The sequence below is a fragment of the Shewanella sp. MF05960 genome (assembly GCF_050849305.1).
In the GTDB taxonomy this organism is placed as follows: domain Bacteria; phylum Pseudomonadota; class Gammaproteobacteria; order Enterobacterales; family Shewanellaceae; genus Shewanella.
Genome location: NZ_JBOZPS010000016.1, coordinates 52,813 through 78,542, shown reverse-complemented (window position 1 = coordinate 78,542; position 25,730 = coordinate 52,813). Strand labels below are relative to the sequence as shown.

Sequence of the window (25,730 nt, the reverse complement as noted above, 5' to 3'; positions counted from 1 at the left end):
ACCTAAACCGCTGCAGCGCCTGATACAATTTCCGACAGTTCTTGCGTAATCGCAGCCTGACGGGCCTTGTTATAGACGAGTTGCAAATCATCGATCATTTCACCAGCGTTATCTGTTGCCGCCTTCATTGCTACCATACGGGCAGCCTGTTCAGAGGCAATATTTTCAACAACGCCTTGATATACCTGAGACTCTATATAACGAGTTAATAATACATCCAAAATTTCTTTTGGATCTGGCTCGTAAATATAATCCCAAGGATAACTAGCTACTTCTTCATCTGATTTAGGTAAAGGTAGCAGCTGTTCGATCACAGGAGTCTGGGACATTGTATTAACAAATTTGTTAAACACAATATACAGACGATCCAGTTTACCTTCGTTGTAAGCTTTTAACATGACACGTACTGTGCCAATCAAATCAGCAAGTTTTGGCGCATCGCCTAAACCTGATGCATGGGCAGATATTTCACCACCAAAGCTTTTAAAAAACTGAACAGAACGGGCACCAATTGGGCAAAACTCAACATCTGCACCTTGTTCTTTCCATTTTTTAACGTCTGACACAACCTTTTTGAAAAGGTTGACGTTCAAACCACCACAAAGACCACGGTCGGTTGCTACTACTATGTAACCAACCCGCTTGGCATCTCTCACCTCTAAATAGGGGTGTTTATATTCGAGAGTACCTTGCGCTACGTGACCGATCACCTTACGCATATTTTCTGCATATGGACGGCTTGCTGCCATGCGTTCTTGCGCTTTACGCATTTTGCTGGCGGCTACCATTTCCATAGCGGAAGTGATCTTCTGAGTATTTTTAACACTCGCGATCTTGGTTTTAATCTCTTTAGCGCTGGCCATCTCTACTCTCCAATCTGGGACCTGAGGTGCCTAATGACACCCCGTGTTCATTATTACCAGGTTTGGGTTTCAATGAACTTGTCCATGCCTGCCTTTAACTCACCTTCGATATCAGCGTTATAATCGCCAGTAGCGTTGATGGTGTTCATTAGGTCAGCATGTTGACTGTTCATGTATGAAAGCAGAGCGGCTTCGAAGCGACCGACTTCATTTAAAGCAACACCTTTCAGGAAGCCTTTTTCAGCTGCGAAAATAGACACAGACTGAGCAGCAACACTCATAGGAGCATATTGTTTTTGCTTCATTAATTCGGTTACACGCTCACCATGCTCAAGCTGAGCACGAGTTGCATCATCTAAATCAGATGCAAACTGTGAGAACGCTGCAAGCTCTCGATACTGTGCTAGTGCAGTACGAATACCGCCAGACAGTTTCTTGATGATCTTAGTCTGCGCTGCACCACCAACACGAGAAACAGAAATACCTGGGTTAACTGCTGGACGTAAGCCCGAGTTAAACAAGTCAGTCTCAAGGAAGATCTGACCATCTGTAATAGAAATTACGTTGGTCGGTACGAACGCTGATACGTCACCAGCTTGGGTTTCAATAATAGGTAACGCGGTTAACGAACCGGTTTGGCCTGTTACTGCACCATTTGTGAACTTTTCTACATAGTTCACGTTTACACGTGAAGCACGCTCTAATAAACGCGAGTGTAGATAGAATACGTCACCTGGGTACGCTTCACGTCCTGGTGGACGCTTCAATAGCAATGAAATTTGACGGTAAGCAACTGCTTGCTTAGACAAATCATCATATACGATTAAAGAATCTTCACCGCGGTCACGGAAGTATTCACCCATAGAACAACCAGAATATGGTGCTAAGTATTGCAGAGCGGCAGCTTCAGAAGCTGATGCAACTACAACGATAGTGTTAGCTAGTGCGCCATGTTCTTCAAGTTTACGTACTACGTTAGCGATGGTAGAAGCTTTCTGACCAACAGCAACATAGACACACTTAATACCTGAATCTTTCTGGTTGATAATTGCATCGATAGCCATCGCTGTTTTACCAGTCTGACGGTCACCAATAATCAATTCACGTTGACCACGACCGATTGGGATCATGGCATCAACGGCTTTATAACCAGTTTGGATTGGTTGGTCTACTGACTTACGCTCAATAACACCTGGAGCAATCACTTCAACAGGAGAGAAACCGTCGTTGTCGACAGGTCCTTTACCATCAATAGGCTCACCAAGCGTGTTAAGAACACGGCCAAGTAGTCCACGACCAACAGGTACTTCAAGAATACGACCAGTTGTTCTTACTTTTGCGCCTTCTGCTAAATTAGCATAAGGGCCCATTACTACGGCACCGACAGAATCACGTTCTAAGTTCAACGCGATTGCAAAACGGCCACCAGGCAGTTCGATCATTTCACCTTGCATTACATCGGCTAGGCCGTTAATGCGAATGATTCCGTCGCTTACTGCAACAATAGTACCTTCGTTGCGAGCTTCACTAACGACGTTGAACTGCTCGATCCGCTGCTTAATCAGATCGCTGATTTCAGTGGAATTCAGTTGCATGCTTAAACTCCCAATTACGACTGCAGCTTGTCAGACAAACGCGATAACTTACCGCTTACCGAGCCATTAATGACTAGATCGCCTGATTTAATAATCACACCGCCAATGAGCGATGCGTCGATGCTGCAATTCAGCTTAACTTTGCGTGCGAGACGTTTCTCTAGAGAAACACTAATTTGCTGTTGTTGCTCAGAAGTCAACTCAAAAGCAGAAACCACATCGGCTTCAACTTCTTTCGCCCACTCATTACGGTATTCAGCAAAAAGTAGCGATACTGCTGACAGTATCCCTAAACGACCGTTTTCAGCCATTACCTTTATCAGGTTTTGACCTTGCTCATTGACTTGCTCACCGCATACGTTAATAAACAGTGTGGCAAGTTGTGTACTCGCAAGAGTACCATTAAGCAATGGCTTGATTGATTCGTTTTCACTCACCAATGAAGCGAAAGTTAACATTTCTGTCCAACTTTCTACTGCTTTATGCTCAACAGCAAAATCAAAAGCTGCCTTTGCGTAAGGGCGAGCGATGGTGCTTAATTCAGCCATAACTCAACTCCCTTAATCAAATTTCAGCAACTAGTTTATTAACTATGTCACTGTGGGCTTCTGCATCGATTACACGTTCAAGGATTTTCTCAGCACCAATAATGGCTAGAGAAGCAACTTGCTTACGCAAGTCATCTTTTACGCGATTACGTTCGTTTTCAATTTCTGCTTGACCCTGAGCGATAATTTTAGCGCGCTCAGTTTGTGCTTCAACTTTAGCTTCTTCAACGATTTGAGCTTTACGCTTGTTAGCTTGCTCAATAATTTCGTTGGCAGTTACTTTTGCTTCTTTAAGTTGCTCAGTAGCTTTAATTTGTGCTAACTCTAGATCTTTTGCTGCACGGCCGGCATCTGCCAGACCATCAGCAATTTTCTTCTGGCGTTCTTCGATGGCATTCATCAACGGAGGCCATACAAACTTCATGCAAAACCACACGAAGAGAATAAAGGCAACCGTCTGACCGAGTAAGGTAGCGTTGAAATTCACAACAGCCTCCTAGTTAGATTAAAGACAGAAGCGTTAGTTAAAGCATTGCACCCAATGGGTTAGTAAATAGCATAAATAGCGCAATACCTACACCAATCATAGTTACGGCATCTAAAAGACCCGCTACGATGAACATTTTAACTTGTAACATAGGCGCCATTTCTGGCTGACGAGCTGCACCTTCTAAAAACTTTCCACCTAAAAGGCCGAAACCGATAGCTGTTCCTAATGCACCCATACCAATAAGTAGAGCAACAGCAATAGCCGTCATTCCTAATACAGTTTCCATATCTATCTCCAATATTCTAAATCGTTGTTATTAATGATTTAGGTCAAAAAAATTTTCGGTTACCCTTAGTGATCTTCATGCGCCATGCTTAAATAAACAATGGTCAACATCATGAAAATAAATGCTTGTAAAGTAATAACTAAAATATGGAATATTAGCCAACCTAGTTGTAAACCTACACCTAGAGCAGATAACGCCACGTTAGAACCATACATCAATGCAATAAGGATAAATATCAACTCACCAGCATACAAGTTACCAAATAGTCGCAAAGCCAATGAAATCGGTTTCGCAATTAAGGTGACTGTTTCTAGTAATAAGTTGACGGGTATCATTGCCCAATGGTTAAAAGGCTGAAATGTTAGTTCTTTAACAAAACCTGAAACACCTTTGACTTTAATGCTGTAGTAAATAATCAGCACAAACACACCAAGAGCTAAGCTAAAGGTAATGTTAACGTCAGTAGTCGGAACTACTTTAAGGTATGGGATACCCATTAGACTTGCTGCATGAGGCAACCAATCAACAGGGACCATATCCATGAAATTCATCATGAAAATCCACACAAAAATAGTCAGAGCTAAAGGCGCAATAACAGGATTGCGGCCGTGAAAGGTTTCTTTTACGCTGCTATCAACAAACTCAACAATCATCTCGACAAAACATTGAAACTTGCCAGGAACGCCTGTTGTCGCTTTCTTGCCAACACTGTAAAACAGCCATAAGAACAACATCCCAAGCCCAACCGAAAAGAGCAACGAATCAATGTGCCATGTCCAAAACCCTTCACCAACGCTTAAATTGGTAAGGTGATGTTGGATATAGCCCTGCGGTGTTAACGCTTCACCAGTTGCAGCCATGATTCATCCCACTTAACTTTGCTTGAAATATAAAGGTGCTATCCAATGCACAACTAACGCTAACGAATAACAGGTAAAAAGCGGCATAAAACCGACTTTCATATTGATAAACGCCAACGAAAACAATGCAATGGTCAAGAGCATCTTTACCGCTTCCCCCCAGTAAAAGCTTTTAACCACTTTTGCTGCAGAGCTTGCCCCACTATGTGAGAAAGCTAGGGTTGCGAATACAAAATTAGGAAGTACAGCGATAGTCGCACCTGCTAACGCAGACTGACCATACTGTGCTCCCCACATTACGAAAAATAGTATTGAAATAATACCCGCGACAATCGCTTGTACCAGCACTAATTTATAGGCTGCTAACCTACCACGACGCGCTAAAACATTACCCAACTTCATATCTCCGCATTATGCTTTTCGCGGTCCTAATGTTAAATTTAATATATTAAACTAGCCTTAAGATACAAAAAGCCTGCAAAGTATACCTTTTCGCGCTTTGTTTGCAACTTTGATGATGGGAAAACAACGATTTAATGAGTGAATTAGCGCTAAATATATAAAAGTAAAAATTAGCGCTGTGTCACAAAATTACTACATGAAATGGTTTAGTCAGCTTTTTAACGGATTTTACTTAAAATACCGTCTAATTCAGCAAGATTCTGGTAGTTTATTACAATTTTCCCTTTGCCTTTAGTACCATGGTTAATGGCAACTTTGGCACCGAGCCTTTCAATTAACTCTTGTTCTAAACGGCTAACATCATGATCTTTAGCATGAGTTTCGGCGACTTTAGCCGGATTTAAGGCTTTATTAACTAATCGTTCAGTTTCTCGAACAGTCATTTCCTTTGATGCAACTAATCGAGCTAAATTAGTCTGTTCATCACCCTCAATGGCCAATAAAGCACGGGCATGGCCCATATCAATGTCACCGTATTCTAACAAACGTTTAACAGGCTCATTGAGACTGTTTAATCGCAATAAATTAGAGACACTAGCCCTAGATTTACCAACCGCATCAGCAACTTGTTGATGGGTTAATTCAAATTCTTCCAACAAACGCTGTAAAGCGATTGCTTCTTCCATCGCATTGAGATCTTCACGTTGAATATTCTCAATCAGCGCGATAGCAACCGCGGCTTCGTCGGCCACCTGTTTAACAATACACGGGACTTTATCGAGTTTTGCTAGTTGTGCAGCACGCCAACGGCGCTCACCTGCAATAATTTCATAATTACCATTTGCCACTTTACGTACAACAATAGGTTGAATAACCCCTTGTGAACGGATGGACTCCGCAAGCTCTTCTAATGCTTCTGGAGACATATCTTTACGCGGTTGGTATTTTCCTGTTTGAAGTTTATCCAGATCAAGGTGTATAAGTTCGCCCGCAGTCGTTAATGGCAAAGTCTCTTCTGGTTGTTCGCTCTTACGACTTGCAGCATTGCTGTGGCTTAATAAGGCATCCAAGCCTTTACCTAAACCGCGTTTTTTTAACGTCATTTTTATGTCCTACGCTTGTTTGGGTTGTGTTTGCTGCTCAGCACGACGAATAATTTCACCCGCAAGGGCTAAATAAGCTTTAGCTCCAGCACTCGATTTGTCGTAATACATTGCAGGCGCACCAAAACTAGGGGCTTCTGCTAGACGAATATTTCGAGGAATGACCGTTCGATAAACCTTATCACCAAAATGTTGCTTCAGTTGGTCTGATACATCATTTGATAGGCGATTACGAGGGTCATACATGGTGCGTAAAATGCCTTCTATGGTTAACGTCGGGTTCACCATAGCACCAAGCTTAGTAATGGTATCAATTAACGCAGTAAGCCCTTCTAATGCATAATATTCACATTGCATTGGTACAAGTACAGAATCAGCGGCTGACATGGCATTAACTGTTAACATATTTAATGACGGTGGGCAGTCGATAAAAATATAATCGTAATCGTCTCTAATTGGCGCTAATGCATTGCGTAAACGGATCTCGCGAGCATAAAACTCCATTAGCTTAATTTCTGCCGCAGTGACATCACCATTACCAGCGATCAAATCAAACTTACCTACGGTATTTTTGATCACGATGTCTGCAAAGGGTTTTTCTTCTACGAGGAGCTCATAGGCGGTATTGTCGACATTGTATTTATCAACGCCACTGCCCATAGTTGCATTGCCTTGAGGATCTAAATCGATCAACAACACTTTACGCTTTGTGGCGGCAAGTGATGCGGCTAAATTTACGCAAGTTGTTGTTTTTCCTACGCCACCTTTTTGGTTGGCTACGGCAATGATTTTACCCACAATGTCATCCTGTCTTTAAATTATTGATGTCCGGTTAGCTTAATTAGCGAAAGAAATGCACTTTATTGCTTAGCAATTTTTAATAAATGTCGCTGTTCATCTAACTTTGGTACATGCAATACAATGGTTTCGACCAGCGAAAAACCTGCTGGCATTTGCTGTAATTCTTGTTCGTTTAACTGACCTTTTAAGGCGTAGTAGATGCCTTTTTCAGTTGGTAAATGATGACACCAACTGAGCATATCTTGTATTGACGCGAATGCTCTGCTTAAAACACCATCAAATTTTTCATCAGGTTGATAAGCTTCAACCCGACTTTCTACTGAGGCTATATTATTAATTTTTAGTTCAAATTGAACCTGTTTCTGAAAACGGATCCGTTTACCTAAACTGTCCAATAATACAAATTGTTTGTCTGGGTTCATGATTGCTAACGGGATCCCAGGTAAACCAGGACCCGTGCCCACATCAATAAAACGCTGCCCTTCAAGATAAGGAGAAACAGTTAAACTGTCCATAATATGACGGATTAACATTTGCTCAGGATCGCGAACCGAGGTGAGGTTATAGGCTTTATTCCATTTAGCGAGCATTTCAACAAAACCGATTAATTGTTTTTGTTGTAATTCAGTGGCCGATATTTTCATTTCAGCTAAATAAGTTTGGAGTTGAGCAGATAACACAGAAAGCCTCGTAAAATGCATGAACAGACGGCGGTTATTATGAAGCCGTAAAAGCACTAAGGGAAGCCTTATGGCTTCCCTTGTGTTATTGAGTCGAAAAAATACCTGAATTTAAGCGCTTTTTCTCAATAAACCGCGTTTTTTCAAATGTACTAGCAAGATTGAGATCGCTGCCGGAGTAATACCCGATATGCGCGAGGCTTGTCCTACCGTTTCTGGTTTGTGATTATTGAGCTTTGCTATCACTTCATTTGAAAGGCCTGGCACTTCTTGGTAATCCAGATCCAGTGGCAATAATGAGCTTTCATGACGGATCGCTTTATCAATTTCATCTTGTTGACGCTGGATATAACCAGAATACTTCACTTGAATTTGCACTTGCTCAGCGGCTTGTGGATCTTCAAGACCTGGGCCAAAACCTTCTAATTGCATTAATTTACTGTAATCCATTTCAGGACGACGCAGTAAATCTTCAAAAGAGGCTTCGCGAGATATTGGTGTATTCAATTGTGGATTAAGCACATCCAGCAATGGAGAATTTGGGTGTACCCACTGTCCACGTAGACGTTGTAATTCAAGTTCGATCGCTTCTTTTTTCTTACTGAACATTTCCCAACGTTTATCATCCACTAAGCCAAGTTCACGGCCTTTTTCTGTTAAACGAAGATCAGCATTATCTTCACGAAGTAATAAGCGATATTCAGCACGACTGGTAAACATGCGGTACGGTTCTTTGGTACCTAATGTTGATAAATCGTCAACTAATACACCAAGATATGCTTCATCACGACGAGGACACCAAGTCTCTTTACCTTGTACTTGTAATGACGCATTCATACCCGCTAATAAACCTTGAGCACCCGCTTCTTCATAACCAGTAGTGCCGTTGATTTGGCCTGCAAAGAATAAACCGGCAATGGTTTTGGTTTCTAATGAGTTTTTAAGATCGCGCGGATCAAAATAATCGTACTCAATTGCGTAACCTGGACGAACAATTTCAGCATTTTCCATGCCTTTAATTGAACGAACTAAATTGAGCTGAACATCAAACGGTAAGCTGGTAGAAATACCATTCGGGTAAATTTCGTTGGTACTCAAGCCTTCTGGTTCGATAAAGATCTGATGTGATGATTTATCTGCAAAACGGTGGATCTTATCTTCAATCGATGGGCAGTAACGTGGACCAATACCTTCAATAACACCTGAATACATTGGACTTCGGTCTAAACCACCACGAATAATATCGTGAGTTTTTTCATTAGTGTGAGTAATAAAACAAGAAACCTGTTTTGGATGCTGACTCACATCGCCAATAAATGACATAACAGGCAATGGTGTATCACCTTTTTGTTCCGTCATTTGCGAAAAATCGATAGTGTTAGCATCAATACGTGGTGGTGTACCTGTTTTTAAACGGCCAACACGGATAGGTAATTCACGTAAACGATTTGCTAATGCAATTGCTGGCGGATCGCCTGCACGACCACCGCTGTAATTTTGTAAACCAATGTGGATCTTGCCACTTAAAAACGTGCCTGTCGTTAATACAACAGTTGGTGCTTCAAATGCTAATCCCATTTGTGTGACTACACCAACAACTTTATTATTTTCAACAACTAAGTCATTTACTGCTTGTTGGAAAATGCGTAAGTTAGGTTGGTTTTGTAAGATAGATTGGATTTTTTGACGATATAAAGCTCTATCTGCTTGTGCACGAGTTGCACGAACGGCAGGGCCTTTACTTGAATTTAATGTTCTAAATTGAATTCCGGCAAAATCTGTGGCTGTTGCCATTGCGCCGCCTAATGCATCGATCTCTTTAACCAAATGGCCTTTACCAATACCACCTATGGCTGGATTACAAGACATCTGACCTAATGTGTCGATGTTATGGGTTAACAATAATGTTTTTGATCCCATTCTTGCTGCTGCTAGTGCTGCCTCTGTACCGGCATGACCACCACCAACGACAATTACATCAAACCGTTCATGAAAATGCATTATGCGACCTTTGATTGCTAAGAAAGTTAAATTATATTTGAAACGTTATTCAATGAGGACATTTTAGCACTTGCTTGTCTGAACGTGAACGATCATTTTTCATAGATTGATCAAGATGGGTTTGCTTAATAGATCTTAAGATCTTTATATAGATCTTTTTATTATGTTTATTATTAGGATCGCCATTTTCTGTTAGTAACTTTTATTCTTTATTAAAATCAATAACTAACAGCTAACCGAACCTGTGATCTGATCGCGATCAAACTCAAGATAACATGGGGATAGATCGGGTAGTTATCCACAAGGGTGATCTTTAAGCGGATCGGAGTGTGAATAGTACAGAGTTATGATCGCTAAAAATAATAGCTTATCCACAAAGTTATCATTGAAAATAGTAATTTGTGGATAAGTAAGATCTAAATTGTGAGTTGATCTGAGTTTATACAATTAAAGATCGATTTTTTTACAGATTAATTTTAGATTGCCATTGTGTTAACCACGCTAGCGCAGGCTCTTCAGGCACAGGGTCTTGTTGAACATCAATTTGGATCTTATCCACAATAGGTTTAGATCCGCATTGCACAAGTAGATCAATTATTTTTTCAGGCCCTTGGCAGAAAGTGTCATAGCTTGAATCACCAATGGCACATAATGCATGCTGGATCGATGTAAGATCCGGCATATTGAGCATTAATTGCTTATAAAAAGGCACTATATTGTCGGGTAGATCGCCTGCACCATGGGTAGAACTGACAATGATCCATACTGAAAAGTCGCTTAATTGATCCCATTGTGGGTCAATTAACACCTCCGTTTGGTGGTTTAATTGGCCTAATTGCGCTGCCATTTCATCAGCGACATATTCTGCGCTGCCCAACGTTGTACCTACTAATAACGCTATTTTTGCCATTTTGACTCCGAATAATTGATAAATTTGGTCGTTTTAACGTCGGTTTTGTTCACTATGGAGTTATTTTACTCGCTCAATTAAGCTTGATGTTGGCTTATTTACACTTTTTAACGCGAAACTTAGTACAAAATAATCGTTCATATGATTGGCTTGATACTGTTATCAACATTTTTTAAGCTTATGAAGTAAAAAAACGAGCCATAAAGGCTCGTTTTGGGTGACTGGTTAGTTAGCATTAACAGAGTTAGACTAAGTTAAATTGCCGCTTAATCCTTGTTAAGCAATTGCTCACCTTAGCTAATCTGTAAATGTTTAGCATGGAAGCGCAGGTGATCTTCAATGAAGGTCGCGATAAAGTAGTAGCTATGGTCGTAACCAGGCTGCATGCGCAATTCAAGTGGGTAGCCTTTGTTTTTAGCGATATTGACGAGTGCTTGTGGCTTTAACTGCTCATCTAAAAAATTGTCATTACTGCCTTGGTCCACCAGCGCAGGCACAAATTGTTGGCTGTTTTGCATCAGCTCACAGCTATCATATTGTTGCCATTGTTGTTGGTCATCGCCCAAATAACCGCGAAACGCTTTAATTCCCCATGGGCAATCCATAGGATGACAAATCGGGCTAAATGCCGAGACGCTGTTAAATTGATTTGGATTTTTTAATGCAATAGTCAGGGCACCATGGCCGCCCATTGAATGCCCACTAATGCTACGTTGATTCGTCACGGGGAAATGCGCTTCAATTAATGCTGGCAGTTCAGATACCACGTAGTCGTACATTTTATAGTGCTGATCAAACGGTGGTTTGGTGGCATTGAGATAAAATCCGGCACCTAAACCAAAATCATAAGCACCATCTTTATCGTCGGCTACACCTTCGCCACGTGGGCTGGTATCTGGTGCGACAATAGCTATTCCAAGTTCTGCAGCAATACGTTGTGCGCCTGCTTTTTGCATAAAATTTTCGTCAGTGCAGGTGAGCCCTGACAACCAATACAATACTGGCACATTTTGCTGTTCGGCTTGTGGCGGTAAGTAAATAGCAAAACGCATTGTGCAATTGAGTGCTGCCGATTGATGACTGTATTGTTTATGCCAGCCACCAAATGCCTTGGTGCTGCTGATATTTTCAATGGTCATTATGTGTCCTTATTTGTCATCACGCAGTTAAGTCGTTTTATACTTAACTGCGTCTGTCATCATAAATGAAGCGTTACTTAGCAAAGTGGATAACACTGCGGATACTTTCGCCTTTGTGCATTAAATCAAATGCATCGTTAATCCCTTCAAGGCCCATTGTGTGGGTAATAAAGTGGTCTAACTTAAACTCGCCAGCTAAATACTGCTCAACAATACCGGGTAATTCGCTACGTCCTTTTACACCGCCAAATGCACTGCCACGCCATACACGGCCGGTCACTAATTGGAATGGACGCGTTGATATTTCTTGGCCTGCACCTGCTACACCAATAATAACTGACTCACCCCAGCCTTTATGACAACATTCTAATGCACTGCGCATCACGTTAACGTTACCAATACATTCAAATGAGAAATCAACGCCGCCATCGGTCATTTCAACAATCACGTCCTGAATTGGTTTATCAAAGTCTTTAGGGTTTATACAATCAGTTGCGCCGAGCTTTTTAGCTAATTCAAACTTAGATTCGTTTAAGTCGATACCAATAATACGACTTGCTCCCGCCATTGTTGCGCCAATAATGGCTGATAAACCAATGCCACCAAGACCAAAAATAGCCACTGTATCGCCTTTTTGAACTTTAGCTGTTTTCAATACAGCGCCCATACCGGTAGTGACACCACAACCGAGTAAACAGACTTCTTCTAATGGTGCATCTTTACTGACTTTAGCCAATGAAATTTCGGGTAATACTGTGTATTCAGAAAAGGTTGAGCAACCCATGTAGTGGAAAATAGGCTCGCCATCTTTAAAGAAGCGCGTTGTGCCGTCTGGCATTAAGCCTTTACCTTGTGTGGCACGTACTGCACTACATAGGTTAGTTTTTCCTGAAGTACAGAACTTACATACACCACATTCTGCGGTGTATAACGGAATAACATGGTCGCCCACTTTTACACTGGTGACACCTTCGCCAACCATATGAACAATCCCGCCACCTTCATGACCAAGAATTGCTGGGAATACGCCTTCAGGATCATCACCTGATAAGGTGAATGCATCGGTATGACAAACACCCGATGCCACGATACGTACCATGACTTCACCTGCTTTTGGGTACATAACATCGACTTCTTCAACCGATAACGGTTGACCTGGTCCCCAAGCAATTGCGGCTTTTGATTTAATAAATTGTGCAGACATAGATAGCTTCCTTAAACGTAAACACCATGAAATATGGATGATAAACATCACTACAGTGTAGTGTATTTATCCATTGTATTTGTTTATCATCAAATGATAATCAGCTAGTTTTGCAAATGACTTTTACGAGAATGTAATAATGATGCAGTGGGAAGGGATTTTTGAGTTTGTTGCAGTAGCAGAAACTGACAGTTTTACTGCCGCAGGTAAGCGTTTAAGTATTTCGACGGCGCAAGTGAGTCGTCAAGTGAGTCAACTTGAAAACCGCTTAAACACCAAACTGTTTTATCGCACCACGCGCAAGGTGTCGTTAACCGAAGAAGGCACGGTCTATTATCAGCATTGTCGTCAAGTGTTAGACAGTCTTGATGAGGCTGAAAGGGCTATTTCAAGTTTAAAAGATAAACCCCAAGGCTTAATAAGAATGACGGCACCGGTAACTTACGGCGAAAAGTTTGTTATGCCGATTGTTATCGATTTTATGCAGCAGTATCGTGATATTGAAGTGGTGTGCGAGTTAACCAATCGTCAGCTTGATTTAGTAGAAGGTGGTTTTGATTTAGCCATTAGGCTAGGGCGGTTAACTAACTCTTCAATGATGGCCAAGCGCTTAACTAATCGCAGCCAATATGTGTGCGCTGCGCCGAGCTATATTGCCCAATTTGGTACGCCTTATACCTTGTCGGAACTGAGCCAACATAATTGTTTAATTGGCAGCCAATCGCATTGGAACTTTATAGACCAAGGTAAATCTAAAGCCGTTAAGGTACATGGTTCGTTGAGTTGCAGCAGTGGATTAAGCTTATTATCTGCCGCAATAAGTGGTTTAGGTATTGTGCAATTACCTGGTTATTACGTGAATGATGCAATTGAATCTGGGCAACTGGTGGTGTTACTCGCGCCATATCAACAACCTAAAGAAGGCATTTGGGCTTTGTACCCACACAACCGCCATTTGTCACCTAAAGTACGATTGCTAGTGGATAAATTAGCCCAAGACTTGTAATAAACGCTGGGCTAGGGATTATCAGCGAGCCATTGTTTGGTAGTAGCGGTTTATTTGAGCTTTGGGCAGGCCAGATATTTTATTGATAATATCTAGGGTAATAAGGTGCTGCGGCAATTGCTGTTGCAGTACCTCAAGTTGATGCAACCAAAGGTGGCTGGTCATGGTGGCGTCAGCTAAGGCGCGGTGAAATACACCGTCGTTAGGTAATTGATGATAACTCACCAAGGTACCGAGTTGGTGATTAGGTGCATCTTGGCTTATCCGGCGCGATAATAATAATGAGCAGGCAAACTGGCCGTTATAGTGAAGTTTATTATGTTTGAATTCAGCATCTAAGAACTTTTTATCAAAGCTGGCGTTGTGCGCGACTAAATTGAATCCATCAATAAACTTGGCAAATAGTGCCATCACCTCTTTAGATGATGGCGCATGCTTGAGCATGTTATTGCTAATACCTGTGTACTGCTCAATAAAGCTGTTTACCCGTTTACCTGGGTTTATCAGCTCTTGAAAGGTATCCACTACTTGGCCATCAACCAGCTTTACCGCGCCAATTTCAATAGCTCTGTCACCATTGTCGGGTGATAAACCAGTGGTTTCAAAGTCGAGAACGACAACTTGATTAGCTAATGTCATGTGTTTATTCCTACAGAGCTATACACGATTTACCAATGCATTACTTACCAATACACTATTTACCAATACAGAAACTAAAAATTTAAAACTATTCAAATTGTTAGAAGAATATTGGCGCACATGTGGAGTGCAACTCATTTGTCGGGTTTTGTCATGGAAGTATCTATTCTAGGGGATTCTCAACATTTTTAAAGTGGGATATCTGGGAAAGTGGGATATCTGGGAAAGTGGGAAAAGAATATAAACTGCTATTGTTACCCATTTTGAAGTTTGTACTATCAGTACAAGCTATTGATTTTTAATAATTATTTATCAAAATAGCTTGCATTTTACTACCTCCATGCGAATCTTTATAAAGCAGGAGGTAATCATGAAAAAATACCCATCTTTATCATTAATCGCTTTATGTGTGTCCTTGTCTGGTTGCGTAACTGGACCCCGTCATTATGCTCAAGATGAATCTCGGGCTTTAAATCTAGCGCGAGCCGGGGGCATCTACGATTTGGATTTGAGAGATTCCCACGATGGTGTCCACTCTTATAGCAAGGGTATGTTGGTTCCATTGCTTGATCTCGCCAGGCTAACGACTTCATTTGATGATCCGCTTAGGCGTCTTTCTGGTACGCAGACGTTCGCGTTTAACGCTACCGATATAATGATGACACCAGACAATCCCTCGGCTAGACCAAGTCTAATGGGATGGATGCCCGCATCTGCTGCTACTTCAGAATCTCAGGCTTATGAGAAATACGTGCATCTTGTCGACCAGGCTATCCAGCATGTGGCCGATGATATGGCGTTGAATGTCACTAAACTGAGTAATGTAGAAACACCGGAAATTGATGGTCATCCCATGATTCTTTGGTCTGTTGAAAGCGCTGAGCATGGATGCGGTATTGGTCAATGTGTGGTTGCTTACAACATTACGACTCCTTATCTCTGGAAGAGCCCGCTCTATATTAAAGGTGGTGAGTCCGAAAGCTATAACATCGTCGCCAATCACTCGAAGAACTATTCTCGCTTTGTTTTCCGCCTGTCAGGCCAACAAGACTTTCCAGTTGATGAGTTTTATAGAGCCGTCAGTGCTGCATTGCCATCGTGGATGGTGATCTATTACCCACCTAACCTTGTGGTTCAGGACGGCCAATCTCTCCCATATCCAGTGCTGTATGAACAAGGAAAACAACTGTTGTTTAAGGAGCCTGCTTTATGAATAGTGAATATCAGGATCTAGACAATATTGTTCTGGCGATGGATGAACTCCAAACGGACCCCATAATTATTACCTACCTGATCAGTCATCTACTGACGAGAGATTCGGTGTTTCATCAACCTAGAGTGGGATGTGTCAAATGCAAGAGCACGGGAGAATTAGTCTATCCACATAGTTGGATTGAGCTTCCTGGCGGTTGGATTGTTGATCTCAGACTGAATCAGACTTTCAACACATTAGACAGCTATCCGCACGGTATTTTTGAGCCATCATCCTATCGTAACCTTCAGTATTTTGGCATGCCTCTTATAGTCCCTGAATTCGAATTATCTGAACTCGATGAAATGACTGATTCTATGTTTTCCAAGTTATTCAGTTTACAGGGAATGGATATTCGAGTGAGCGGAGGTCGTTATGACTGCATTTGACTGGGGAATGCTTGGGATATTCCTATTTTTTAGTTTGGTCACCTTCTGGTGTCTTTACAGCTATAGAGCCAATCAGAAATTGTCAGGCCAAGACAAACCTCAAACCGAAGAGTTGGAGGGGAAACATGAGTCAAAATCTCAAAAATGATTTAGTAAATATAGTGTTGCTTGGTGTTTTGCTGCTGGGATTGATGCTAGCTCAAGATTCTGGATGGGGATTCTTGCTCGCAGGTTTGCCATTGGTCATTTGGTGCTTTAAAGCTTTCGCATTTATCCAACGCAGATGGTGGTTAGCCGTTCCTTTTTGGTGTGCGCTCACTTATTTGTGTTGGCAAATGTCCTTGGCACTTTGGGCTGGCTATCTATTCGTTGCGTTTGTCAGAAATATGATGAAGTTAAATAAAACCTACCCAATACCAAGTCGTCATAAACGAATGAAACCAGATAGTTCCGTTTTTATGGATAGTTTTGATTACGACTATAGAAACCATATTGGGTTTGATGACTGATTTTGGCACTTAGCTGGTTCATTTTGAGTACACATCAACGGAACTAGCCATCAGACTGGCTTTACTACCAACAGAACCACCTAAACCAGACCAGAGATAAAGCACCACTTATAACAGACTGTGGAGATCAATATGTTCATTCGAGCTTACCTTCGCGCATCAACCAAAGAACAAAATGCTGAACGGGCGCGAGAATCCCTTATCCAGTTTGCTGCTCAGCATAGCCAGCGAATCGCCGCTTTTTATATTGAGAATGTTTCTGGTGCAACGTTGCACCGACCTGAGTTGATGCGTTTGATTGCCGAGTCAGGCGAGGGTGACATTGTGCTAGTTGAACAGATCGACCGCCTGGCGCGGCTCAAGCAAAGTGATTGGGATACGTTGAAACAAAAGCTGGCCAGCAAACGCCTAGCCATTGTTTCACCGGAACTTCCCACCAGTTGGCTGGCTTTGCAACAACATAGCGAAACTGACTTTACTGGTACGATTTTACAGGCGGTGAATGCCATGATGTTGGACATGCTCGCGGCCGTTGCCCGCAAAGATTATGATGACCGACGACGTCGTCAATCTCAGGGGATCGCCAAAGCTCAATTCGATGGGAAGTACAACGGGCGTCAGTCAGATCTCAAACGGCATCAGCACATAGCTAGCCTATTGAAGACTGGGCATAGCTATAGTGACATCCAAGATATGTTGGGTTGTTCGCGGCACCTAATTGCATCAATATCGAAGGTAATAAACTTCTCTCAGTAACACGTCATTCAATGAGGCATGACAAGTGTAATTGCTGTTTGGTTAGCCAGTTTTAAGCCTTTTTAGATCAATTATTTCTCATTTTTTTGACTTTATTGCTAGCCGTGAAAAAGCAAAGCCTATAGGATACAAAAATTACAATTTGTAGGTTTTGTTAGTCATATGAAATCAACCAAGATAGACCCTCAACTAATTGAAAAAGCTACGAGCATCTTTGCTGAGTTGGGCTTACCGATTGAGCATGCCATCAACGTATTCTTAGCAAAGTCTATTCAGGCCAAAGGCTTTCCGTTTTCTGTTGCCCTTGAAAATGAAGTAGAGGCACAGGAAGCCTCACACAGCTCAATACAACACCATATCAGCAACGCTGAGATCACCGAGGCTATCCATGACTTGGTTGAACACGCTTTGCCACTGAGTGAAATCGAAAACCTCACGCAACTGATCTATTGTCGTAACACCTTTGGATTGTCATTCCCTGTGCTCAAACTGGCTAAATCACCACGGCCAGAAGACATTCGCAGTGCAGCCAAAGATGCTAAAGAACGAAACCGCTACTCCACCACCAAAGTGGCCCAGCGAGACAAAAAAAACTACGTTATCTGCACCCAATGGACCGACAGACACCGCAAAGCTTTTTGTCGTTGGCAAGCCATTTTTAGCCGCGATATCTAGCTAACTCGCAAGATGAACATCAAACAATAAACCGATTTTTAACGATTAAACTTCATTTAGGCAGTATCAATGAACTTACAAGACAAAGAACAAAGCGCCAAACTCTCCAGTGCTATTTGGCGCATGGCAGATGACCTATGGGGTGATTTCAAACACACCGACTTTGCACGTATTATCCTGCCATTTTTGCTATTACGTCGTATTGAATGTGTGTTGGAACCAACCCGCATTGAGGTGCGCAAGTTTTATCTGGCCGAGAAAATATCCGGTATTGACCTTGGTTTGGTGTTGCCAGAAGTTTCAGGTTTCGCTTTTTATAACACTAGCGAATACAGCCTCGAATCCTTAGGCGCGTCAGACACCGGCGACAACCTAGAACACTACATCAGCCAGTTCAGCAAAAACGTACGTACCATCTTTGATGAGTTCAAATTTGGTCAAACCATAGAAGACTTGGAAAAAGCGAAGTTGCTCTACCGTGTGGTGAGCCATTTTGCCAACCTCGACCTGCATCCTAATTTGGTGTCAGACCGCGTTTTATCAGATGCCTATGAAGAGTTGATTCTGAAGTTCGCCAGCTCTGTCAATGAAAAGGCGGGAGAATTTATGACCCCGCGCGATGCCGTTCGCCTTGCCACCAAACTGGTGCTGGCAGCGGATGAAGATATTTTTAGTGAAAAGGGTGTGATCCGTACCATCTATGATCCAACTTGCGGTACGGGCGGCTTCCTTTCCGATGCCATTAGCCAAATTGAAGATATGGGTAGCAGCGCTAAAGTCGTGCCTTTTGGTCAAGAGCTCGACCCCGCCACTCACGCCATGGCGCTGACCAACATGATGATCCGCGGCTTTGATGCCAACAATATAAAGCAGGGCAACACCCTATCAGACGATCAGTTACGTGCCGACAAATTCCACTACGGCCTCGCCAACCCGCCATTTGGCATTAAGTGGGAAAAAGCCAAAAAAGAAGTTGAACGTGAGCACAAGCAGCTCAAATACGCAGGGCGTTTTGGCCCAGGCTTGCCAAGCATCTCTGATGGCTCCATGCTGTTTTTACTGCACTTGGTATCAAAAATGGAAACGCCTGAAAACGGTGGTGGCCGCGTGGGTATAGTGCTCTCGGGCTCGCCATTGTTTAACGGCGATGCAGGCTCAGGCCCATCAGAAATACGCCGTTGGCTGCTAGAAAAAGACTTGGTAGAAGCGATAGTTGCCCTGCCAACCGATATGTTCTTCAACACCGGCATTGGCACTTACATCTGGATTTTGTCTAACCATAAAGAGCCAAGACGCAAGAATCAGGTGCAACTGATTAACTTAGCGGATATCTGGACCCCCATGCGTAAATCGCAAGGCGATAAGCGCAAGTACCTGAGTGATGAACAGATTGACGATATTGTCCGTGCGTACGATCGCTTTGAATCCAGTGACAACTGTAAGATCTTCCAGACTACTGATTTTGCCTTCCGTAAAGTGACCATTCAGCGTCCACTGCGCGCTAAGCTAGATATCACAGCTGCGGGGATTAATGCATTTGCGCAGCAAGATACGTTTAAAAAGCTCAAACCAGAACAACAAGCGGCGTGGGTACATCACCTCACTGATAACCTTGGCCTACAGCCTTATGAGTGGGCGCGTTTGGCGGTTAAGAAGAATAACAATAAGAATGACTTTGGTAAGTGCTCAAAAGCACTGGCTACCGCCTTAACCGCGCACTTTGTAAAAGTGGATCTACAATTTGAGCCTGCACTGGATGAAAAAGGCCAAGTGATCGCCGACCCGCAACTCAAAGATGCCGAAAGTATTCCCTTTGACCGCGACGTTGAAGATTACTTTGCACAAGAGGTGCTGCCACATGTGCCAGATGCCTTTATTGATCACTCAGTGCGTGATGAAAAAGACTTTGAGGTGGGCATTGTCGGTTATGAAATCAACTTTAACCGCTATTTCTATCAGTATGTGCCGCCACGCGAGTTGGGTGTAATTGACGGTGAGCTAAAAGCATGTGAAGCGCGCATTCAGGCTCTTCTTAATGAGGTGGCGTAATGATCGCGCCTTATCCAAACTATGTTCCAAGCGATATTAAGTGGGTTGAGGCTTTGCCTGAGGATTGGAAATCAGTTCCTTTTTACACTGTTGCCTCTGAATCAAAACTGTCAAATAAGGGAATGATAGAAGATAACCTTTTGTCGTTGAGCTTTGGTCGTATTAAGCGAAAAAGTATTGATACACAAGGTGGGCTTCTACCAGCATCATTCGAGACTTATCAGATAGTTAATGAGAATGACATCATTTTTAGGCTGACGGATTTACAGAACGATAAGCGCAGTCTTCGCTCTGCCCAATGTACAGAACGAGGCATTATCACTTCAGCATACGTTGCCGTCACCCCAAGCGCGATTAGGCCAAGGTATCTTCACTATTTGATGCGAGCATATGATGAAACCAAGGTTTTTTATAATCTTGGGGCAGGCATGCGTCAATCTCTTAAATATGACGAATTAAAGCGCTTGCCTATTTTATTGCCACCTGGATTAACGCAACAAGCAATTGAAAAGTTCCTCGATCGCGAAACCCAGCGCATCGACAGTCTGCTCGAAGAAAAGCAGACCTTTATTAAGCTGCTCAAGGAAAAGCGCCAAGCGCTGATCAGCCATGTGGTCACTAAGGGGCTTGACCCCAATGTGGAGATGCAGGACTCTGGTATCGAGTGGATCGGGCAAGTGCCGAAGCATTGGGTGGTGAAAAAAATCAAATATGACGTACTCGGCATAGAACAAGGCTGGAGCCCTCAATGTGAAAGTACACCAGTACCGGACGATCACACTTGGGGAGTAGTTAAAGTTGGCTGTGTAAATCGTGGCATTTTTAATTCTGAACAGAACAAAAAACTGCCAGAAGAACTGGAACCAAGAAAAGAGTACGCTATCAAAAAAGGTGATTTACTCGTTTCAAGGGCAAATTCTAAAGAATGGGTAGGTAGCGCAGCTGTTCCTGACTGCGATTACGATAACCTGTTGCTATGCGACAAAATTTATCGAATCAAACTTGACCTAGAGAAAGCTGACCCAGAGTTTTTTGCATACTATCTAGCTTCTGACCAAGCACGAGAACAAATAGAAGTTGACGCTACTGGTACCAGTAGTTCTATGTTGAATATCGGACAAGGCACCATTTTAAACATGCCTATACCTGCACCAGAGCTTCCTGAACAACAATCTATAGTGCAAGGTTTAAAGAATAAAATCAGTCAAATCGATCGTTTGGTGCTTGAAGTTTTAGATTCAATAGACCTATTGAAAGAGCACCGCACATCGCTGATCAGCGCAGCAGTCACAGGGAAAATCGACGTCAGGGAGACGGTGTAATGGCAGCACATCATGAAGTGCATTTTGAGCAATATATTACCGAGCAATTGGTAAACAATGGCTGGAAAGAAGGCCATTCCAGCCATTATGACCAGCAACGCGCTATTTATCCGGAAGATGTCATGGATTGGGTAAAAGCTACCCAGTCTGATGCCTGGCACAAGCTGAATAAACTGCATGGTGCGAATGCCGAGCCGGTGTTGTTGGAGCGTTTGGAAAAAGCCCTCTCTTCGCATAAGGCGGGCAGTAAAACAGGTGGCACCATTAATGTGTTGCGTAAAGGCTTTGCCATTGCTGGCTGCGGCACCATTGCCATGGGCCAACGCAAACCTGAAGATGCGCGCAATGAAGAGCGTATTGCCCGTTATGAGCACAACATTTTGCGCGTGGTGCGCCAACTGAGATATTGCCCGACCCGCGAGTGGGAAATTGACTTAGTGTTCTTTATCAACGGTCTACCCGTTGCCACTGCTGAGCTGAAAACTGATTTCACCCAGTCGATAGAATCAGCTATTGCGCAGTACAAGCAAGACCGCTTGCCCGTTGACCCAAAAACCAAACGCAAAGAGCCGCTGTTAACCTTTAAACGCGGCGCCGTGGTGCACTTTGCTATGTCTGATACCGAAATTGCCATGGCGACCAAACTGGCGGGAGAAAACACCTATTTTCTGCCCTTTAACAAAGGCCATGACGGCTCTACCTCTGATTTGCCAGTGCATATCAACTTGCCGGGTGAGGATGGCGAATACCCGGTCAGCTATTTCTGGCAAGAGATCGGCCAAAAAGATAACTGGCTGCGTATCTTCTACAGCTTTGTGTATGTCGAAACCAAGGAGGTGGCGGACAGTAGCGGCAAAGTCCAGCGCAAGGAGACGCAGATTTTCCCTCGTTATCATCAGTTAGCCGCAGTCAACAAAATGATTAACGATGCGCGCGAGAACGGTGCTGGTATGCAGTATCTTTGCGAGCACAGCGCGGGCTCAGGCAAAACCTCTACCATTGCGTGGACAGCCCATGATTTGATTCGCTTGCGTAGCTCAGAGGGTAAAGCGATATTTAAGTCAGTGATCATTGTGACCGACCGCACCGTGCTTGATTCGCAGTTGCAAGATGCGGTGCAGCAGCTCGACCATCAATATGGGGTGATCAAGGCGATTGACCGCGAAAAGAGCAGCGAGTCGAAATCAAAGCAGCTTACTGAAGCGCTGTTAACTGGTACGCCGATCATTGTGGTGACGATTCAAACCTTCCCGTATGCGTTAGAAGCGATTCTGACCAATCAATCTTTGGGGCAAAGTAACTTTGCCGTGATCATTGATGAGGCGCACACCTCGCAAACTGGCTCTACCGCCAAAGGCTTACGTGCAGCGCTTACGCTAAACCTTAGCCCTCAAGAGTTAGAGCAAATGAGCATTGAGGATATCCTCACTAAGGTGCAAGAAGCGCGTGCTATGCCCAAGAACGTCTCGCATTTTGCCTTCACTGCCACACCGAAACACAGTACTAAGATGCTGTTTGGTCGCCCGAAAGACCAACGCCTGCCAGTGTCAGATGAGAACAAACCGGAATCGTTCCACCTCTACACTCAACGTCAAGCCATTGATGAGGGCTTCATTCTCGATGTGCTGGAAAATTACACTCACTACGATACGGCATACAAAATTGGCGAATATAACCTGAATGAGAAGCGTGTAGACAGCAAACAAGCCCGTCGCGCATTGGCACGCTGGATGTCACTGCACCCAACCACGGTCAGCCAAAAAGTCGAATTCATAATCAAACACTTTAGAGCCAATATTGCGCATCTGTTGGAGGGTGAAGCTAAGGCCATGGTGGTGACTTCAGGCCGACCACAGGCGGTGAAATACAAACTCGCTTTCGACAAATACATCAAAAAGCATGGTATCGAGGGTATTCAAGCCTTGGTCGCCTTCTCGGGCAAAGTACCGGGTAAAGATGTGGGTGATGAAGACAGCCAAGACCCGCTAGGGATTGATTTCGACAAAGAGTACACCGAGTACAACTTAAACCCAGATACGCACGGGGCCGAGCTGCGCCACGAGTTTGAGAAAACCGAATACCGCGTAATGTTAGTCGCCAATAAGTTCCAAACAGGCTTTAACCAACCGAAACTGGTTGCTATGTATGTGGATAAGAAAATCTCGGATGTAGAAGCGGTGCAAACCATGTCTCGCCTAAACCGCACTTACCCTGGTAAAGACACCACTTACGTGATTGATTTTGCCAATGATCCACAGACCATTCTCAACGCGTTTAAAAAGTACGACAAAGGCGCGCAGCTCAACGAAGTGCAAGATGTGAACGTCATATATGACATCAAAGATATTTTGGATGAACAGAATATCTACAACCACCAAGATTTAGAGTTATTTAAGCAAGCGCGTGGTAAGTCAATTCTCGGTCAATCACCGGACAAAAAGTCACACGCGCATAAGAAGCTACTTGCCGCTACGCAACGCCCTACCGATATATTTAACGTTAAGCTAAAAGAGCTGGTTGATGCAGCAAATCATTGGGATCAGCAATACAACAAAGCGCACTTAGCTGGTGATGAAAAAGCGGCTAACTATGCGGAATCGCAGCGCAGCGAGTTCACCAAGCTGCGCGAAGCACTGATGCGCTTTAAGTCGGATTTGGCTCGATTTGTGAAGTACTACAGCTACATGGCGCAGTTGATTGAGTTTGGTGATCCTGAACTGGAAAACTTTGCCGCGTTTGCACATTTGCTTTCACGTCGATTGAAAGGTGTGACACCAGAAAACATAGACCTAAGTGCACTGGTGTTAGAGAAGTTCAAAATCAACTACGACAAAGAACCGCTTCCAGAAGCTGTTAATCAAGTACTTGAACCTATCCGCCCCAACTACAACGACCCAACGGATCGCGAACAGGCATTTCTTGCCGATATCATTCGCCGTCTCAATGAACTGTTTGGGGATGTAGGTGACGAGCCTGGCCGTCGTAACTTTGCCAACGGCACCATTACGCGTGTCACCAAAAACCCAATTGTGGTTGAACAAGTAGAAAAGCACGACAAGTCGATAGCCCTCAAAGGTGACTTACCGCAATCAGTGAAGCAAGCTGTTGTGCAGGCTCTGCTAAAAGAAGGCGATATCGCTCGAACGCTACTCAAAGACCCACAGGTAATGGCAAGTTATGTTGAACTGATTTTTGACATGATGAAGCAAAGGGCAGCTGACTCACTGGAGAACCAACATGGCTAAAGATTTAACAGAGTCTTTGAACGACAGACAAAACATTCTTAATAACCGTTATGCCCTACAAAAAGCGGAGCAACACCTCTCATTAGGTGGTGTTCAGTTTAATGGTGAATCTGTATTTACCAAACAACAGGTTATAGAGCTGTTTGATATCAGTGATGCTACCGTAGAACGCTACTTGTCTTCACATGGGGATGAGTTAAAAGCGAATGGTTACGCGCTGTTAAGAGGTGATAAGTTAAGACAGTTCAAGGAGATAGCTACTGGTACCCTCATCAGTGAGGGTACCAAAACCAGTGTGTTAGGTATCTTCACTTTTCGTGCTATTTTGAACCTTGGCATGCTGCTTACTGACAGTGAGCGCGCCAAAGAACTGCGCTCTCGTGTACTCGATATTGTGATTGATGTACTCGCAGAACGCGCAGGTGGCCATACCAAGTTCATTAACCAGCGCGATCAAGATTACTTGATGGCGGCATTTCAAGAGGAAAACTACCGGAAACAGTTTACTGATGCTCTTGATAAATATGTTGATGGCAACAAGTGGAAGTATGGACGCTTTACTAACCTGATCTACCAAAGCATCTTTCATGAGAACGCAGCAGAGTATAAGAAAATATTAAAGCTGGCTGAAAAAGATAAGATCCGTGAAACCATGTACTCTGAAGTGCTCACGCTTATCGCTAGTTTTGAATCTGGTATTGCTCACGAGCTAGAACTCCGGAGTATCAGCCTAGGTCGTCCATTGACGCAAAAAGAAGCTGAGCTGCTGTTTGCCAGTTTTGAGCTGCATCCTCTCTTTAGGCCGCTTATAACTGATGCCAGAACAAAAATGGCCAGCCGAGATTTGTGCTTTAGGGACGCTTTACATGAAAAGCTGGAGGCTTACATTAAATCCGTACCAGAAGCAGACTTTGAACGCTTCCTTGGTGAGAAGAGCAAGTCTCTTGAAGAACAGCTCAGCGATCCTGAAACATTGGCCGTATTCAAACGTTTGAAGGACCGCTGA

The 25,730-nt window shown here is 43.3% G+C and carries 25 protein-coding genes; 10 read left to right on the top strand and 15 right to left on the bottom strand.

Translation table 11 applies throughout. From position 1 onward, the window contains the following. Nucleotides 1–2: 2 nt before the first annotated feature. From atpG to ACROAE_RS15550, 14 genes are all read right to left on the bottom strand, one after another. A complete protein-coding gene (gene atpG, locus ACROAE_RS15615; protein ID WP_432403383.1) occupies nt 3–863 on the bottom strand; it encodes a F0F1 ATP synthase subunit gamma in 861 nt (286 codons plus the stop codon). 53 nt (nt 864–916) lie between these two features. After that, a complete protein-coding gene (gene atpA, locus ACROAE_RS15610; RefSeq protein ID WP_432403381.1) occupies nt 917–2,458 on the bottom strand; it encodes a F0F1 ATP synthase subunit alpha in 1,542 nt (513 codons plus the stop codon). A 14-nt stretch (nt 2,459–2,472) separates the two neighbouring features. Further along, complete coding sequence (atpH, locus tag ACROAE_RS15605) at nt 2,473–3,006, bottom strand: F0F1 ATP synthase subunit delta (RefSeq protein WP_432403379.1); 534 nt, start codon at nt 3,004–3,006, stop codon at nt 2,473–2,475. 16 nt (nt 3,007–3,022) lie between these two features. Beyond that, a complete protein-coding gene (gene atpF / locus ACROAE_RS15600; protein ID WP_432403377.1) occupies nt 3,023–3,493 on the bottom strand; it encodes a F0F1 ATP synthase subunit B in 471 nt (156 codons plus the stop codon). Nucleotides 3,494–3,530: 37 nt separating this feature from the next. Next, nucleotides 3,531–3,782, bottom strand: a complete 252-nt coding sequence (atpE, locus tag ACROAE_RS15595; RefSeq protein ID WP_011639455.1) for a F0F1 ATP synthase subunit C — start codon at nt 3,780–3,782, stop codon at nt 3,531–3,533. A gap of 65 nt (nt 3,783–3,847) precedes the next feature. Next, nucleotides 3,848–4,642: a F0F1 ATP synthase subunit A gene (gene atpB, locus ACROAE_RS15590; RefSeq protein WP_432403375.1), complete on the bottom strand. Its 795-nt coding sequence runs from the start codon at nt 4,640–4,642 to the stop codon at nt 3,848–3,850. Nucleotides 4,643–4,654: 12 nt separating this feature from the next. Then, nucleotides 4,655–5,038 carry an ATP synthase subunit I gene (locus tag ACROAE_RS15585; protein ID WP_432403446.1) on the bottom strand — a complete coding sequence of 128 codons (384 nt, stop codon included), beginning with the start codon at nt 5,036–5,038 and terminating at the stop codon, nt 4,655–4,657. Between the two features lie 224 nt (nt 5,039–5,262). Next, the gene (locus ACROAE_RS15580; RefSeq protein WP_432385276.1) at nt 5,263–6,147 is read right to left on the bottom strand and encodes a ParB/RepB/Spo0J family partition protein; all 885 of its coding nucleotides are present in this window, start codon (nt 6,145–6,147) and stop codon (nt 5,263–5,265) included. Nucleotides 6,148–6,156: 9 nt separating this feature from the next. Further along, entirely contained in the window at nt 6,157–6,945 is a 789-nt protein-coding gene (locus ACROAE_RS15575) for a ParA family protein (RefSeq protein WP_432403373.1), read from the bottom strand. Between the two features lie 62 nt (nt 6,946–7,007). Continuing rightward, a complete protein-coding gene (gene rsmG / locus ACROAE_RS15570) occupies nt 7,008–7,628 on the bottom strand; it encodes a 16S rRNA (guanine(527)-N(7))-methyltransferase RsmG (RefSeq protein WP_432403371.1) in 621 nt (206 codons plus the stop codon). Between the two features lie 111 nt (nt 7,629–7,739). Then, a complete protein-coding gene (mnmG, locus tag ACROAE_RS15565; RefSeq protein WP_432403369.1) occupies nt 7,740–9,629 on the bottom strand; it encodes a tRNA uridine-5-carboxymethylaminomethyl(34) synthesis enzyme MnmG in 1,890 nt (629 codons plus the stop codon). Between the two features lie 463 nt (nt 9,630–10,092). After that, nucleotides 10,093–10,539 carry an FMN-binding protein MioC gene (gene mioC / locus ACROAE_RS15560; protein WP_432403367.1) on the bottom strand — a complete coding sequence of 149 codons (447 nt, stop codon included), beginning with the start codon at nt 10,537–10,539 and terminating at the stop codon, nt 10,093–10,095. Between the two features lie 293 nt (nt 10,540–10,832). Next, nucleotides 10,833–11,678: an S-formylglutathione hydrolase gene (fghA, locus tag ACROAE_RS15555; RefSeq protein ID WP_432403365.1), complete on the bottom strand. Its 846-nt coding sequence runs from the start codon at nt 11,676–11,678 to the stop codon at nt 10,833–10,835. 73 nt (nt 11,679–11,751) lie between these two features. Further along, entirely contained in the window at nt 11,752–12,882 is a 1,131-nt protein-coding gene (locus tag ACROAE_RS15550) for an S-(hydroxymethyl)glutathione dehydrogenase/class III alcohol dehydrogenase (RefSeq protein WP_432403363.1), read from the bottom strand. A 139-nt stretch (nt 12,883–13,021) separates the two neighbouring features. Between ACROAE_RS15550 and ACROAE_RS15545 the strand changes: the two genes are divergently transcribed. Then, a complete protein-coding gene (locus ACROAE_RS15545) occupies nt 13,022–13,888 on the top strand; it encodes a LysR substrate-binding domain-containing protein (RefSeq protein ID WP_432403361.1) in 867 nt (288 codons plus the stop codon). Nucleotides 13,889–13,909: 21 nt separating this feature from the next. Here the strand turns inward: ACROAE_RS15545 and ACROAE_RS15540 are convergent, their stop codons facing one another. After that, entirely contained in the window at nt 13,910–14,527 is a 618-nt protein-coding gene (locus ACROAE_RS15540) for a 3'-5' exonuclease (RefSeq protein WP_432403359.1), read from the bottom strand. A 370-nt stretch (nt 14,528–14,897) separates the two neighbouring features. Between ACROAE_RS15540 and ACROAE_RS15535 the strand changes: the two genes are divergently transcribed. The 9 genes from ACROAE_RS15535 to ACROAE_RS15495 all read left to right on the top strand — a co-directional run bounded on the left by ACROAE_RS15535 (nt 14,898) and on the right by ACROAE_RS15495 (nt 25,730). Next, nucleotides 14,898–15,740: a hypothetical protein gene (locus ACROAE_RS15535; protein WP_432403357.1), complete on the top strand. Its 843-nt coding sequence runs from the start codon at nt 14,898–14,900 to the stop codon at nt 15,738–15,740. After that, entirely contained in the window at nt 15,737–16,168 is a 432-nt protein-coding gene (locus tag ACROAE_RS15530; RefSeq protein WP_011920339.1) for a hypothetical protein, read from the top strand. Before ACROAE_RS15535 ends, ACROAE_RS15530 begins: the two co-directional genes overlap by 4 nt. Before the next feature lie 125 nt (nt 16,169–16,293). Next, on the top strand, nt 16,294–16,677 hold the full coding sequence (locus ACROAE_RS15525) for a hypothetical protein (protein WP_049766862.1): 384 nt from the start codon (nt 16,294–16,296) through the stop codon (nt 16,675–16,677). 132 nt (nt 16,678–16,809) lie between these two features. Beyond that, a complete protein-coding gene (locus ACROAE_RS15520) occupies nt 16,810–17,433 on the top strand; it encodes a recombinase family protein (RefSeq protein WP_432403355.1) in 624 nt (207 codons plus the stop codon). Between the two features lie 162 nt (nt 17,434–17,595). Further along, the gene (locus ACROAE_RS15515; protein WP_432403353.1) at nt 17,596–18,108 is read left to right on the top strand and encodes a type II toxin-antitoxin system RelB/DinJ family antitoxin; all 513 of its coding nucleotides are present in this window, start codon (nt 17,596–17,598) and stop codon (nt 18,106–18,108) included. Between the two features lie 69 nt (nt 18,109–18,177). Then, a complete protein-coding gene (locus ACROAE_RS15510; RefSeq protein WP_432403351.1) occupies nt 18,178–20,157 on the top strand; it encodes a type I restriction-modification system subunit M in 1,980 nt (659 codons plus the stop codon). After that, nucleotides 20,157–21,479, top strand: a complete 1,323-nt coding sequence (locus ACROAE_RS15505; protein ID WP_432403349.1) for a restriction endonuclease subunit S — start codon at nt 20,157–20,159, stop codon at nt 21,477–21,479. The genes ACROAE_RS15510 and ACROAE_RS15505 overlap by 1 nt, the downstream gene beginning before the upstream one ends. Continuing rightward, nucleotides 21,479–24,724: a type I restriction endonuclease subunit R gene (locus tag ACROAE_RS15500; RefSeq protein ID WP_432403345.1), complete on the top strand. Its 3,246-nt coding sequence runs from the start codon at nt 21,479–21,481 to the stop codon at nt 24,722–24,724. Before ACROAE_RS15505 ends, ACROAE_RS15500 begins: the two co-directional genes overlap by 1 nt. Then, nucleotides 24,717–25,730, top strand: coding sequence for a DNA-binding protein (locus ACROAE_RS15495; protein ID WP_432403342.1), 1,014 nt, complete (start codon nt 24,717–24,719; stop codon nt 25,728–25,730). Before ACROAE_RS15500 ends, ACROAE_RS15495 begins: the two co-directional genes overlap by 8 nt.